The organism is Roseibium sp. RKSG952, from assembly GCF_009711355.1.
This window is the reverse complement of sequence record NZ_SMMF01000497.1, coordinates 1-1,370: the sequence shown is the minus strand read 5'-3', so window position 1 is coordinate 1,370 and position 1,370 is coordinate 1. Positions and strand designations below refer to the sequence as shown.

Genomic DNA, 1,370 nt, shown 5'->3' with positions numbered 1-1,370 from the left:
ACTTCTTTTCGTTCAGGCTCTCAGGGCACACAGCCGCGATAGGTGAAGCTGGCCGCCTGAACCGCGTCGATCATTACCGGCAATTGCCGCCAGTCGGTGAAGACCAGAAACGGCGCACCCGAGGCGTATGCAATCCTGAAGGTTGAAGGCGTAAGTTGGCACAATATTGCGGCTCCCGAAGTGGCGGACAACATCACCTTCCTGATCCTCCCCTCAATTCACCGGAACTCAACCCCATGGAAAATGTCCGGGCTGACCCGCGTGCAAGCAACCCGCCAACACCGTGTTCAGCGGCTATCAGCTTTTAACCGGCAACTGTTGTGACCCATGAATACTCTTTATCCAAGACGCAGGCCGCACAAGATCCGTCCCAACAAGGAAATGGGACAAAGCGCCAAATAGTGACGGCGCCTTGCATGAGCCTCCCCGGGCGGCAACAATTTGCACCCTAACGTTTTTGTGATGCAGACGTGTATCCAAAACTTCAAAACCGTAATCAAACTAATGAAATTAATAGGTTTTTCAGTAATTATCGATCGCCAGCGCAGTGTGGTCATTTTTTGTTCTTCCATCCGCACCAAGCGCTGGACATGCCACACAGCTGTAGCCTCCGCACCGGATATCACATGGGCACATTTTCACATCGCGCAGCGCAGCCTTCCAGAAAAACGCGCGTTTCAAAACACCCGTTGAACCGGACATACACCCCCAGTCTCCAGATATTAACATGCTGTAATCTATGAAAATGAACAGGTAGTAGTTTGAAATGCCTGCCTCTTTTCGCAACGCATCAAAATGCTCCCTTTCCCTGCATTTTCCAAGCCTGCAACCTTCGACTGATCCGGGCCAACTCGACGCTGGAGCTCACCCTCCGTTTGGCCGTCCCGCCATTGTCAAGAATATTTGGCGTTAGAAACTGTCAAAAATACCCATCCAAAATTTGCCAATATTCGATCAATGATCTGTTGCTGCGAGACAACAGGAGAAGAAAAATGATTGGCAATGCTATGCGAATGGGCCTGCCGATTAACCCCGCGGCGGAGGACGAGAACACGCAAGGAGCAGTCCCGCTTGGGGCCTTCCGGCAGAACCTTGATCAGCTCATGGAGGAAATGAACGCTTTCGAAGCGGCCAATGCTGTTCCTGATCAATCTGACGCTCTCCTGGCAGAGACGGCCGATACCGCAGCTGATGGACTGAACGCCGATGGTCCCGGACCTGGCGGTGGCGGTGCAGGTGCTGGCGGCGGCGCAGGCGCTGGTGGCGGCGCAGGTGCTGGTGGCGGCGCAGGTGCCGGTGGCGGTGCTGGTGCTGGCGGCGGCGCAGCTGCTGGTGGCGGCGCAGGTGCTGGCGGCGGTGCAGGCGCAGGC

At 55.4% G+C, this 1,370-nt stretch carries 1 protein-coding gene; it reads left to right on the top strand.

All coding sequences use genetic code 11. From position 1 onward, the window contains the following. Positions 1–992: 992 nt before the first annotated feature. Positions 993–1,370, top strand: a 378-nt coding sequence (locus E1297_RS01775; RefSeq protein ID WP_209015583.1) for a hypothetical protein, incomplete at its 3' end; no start/stop codon positions are given.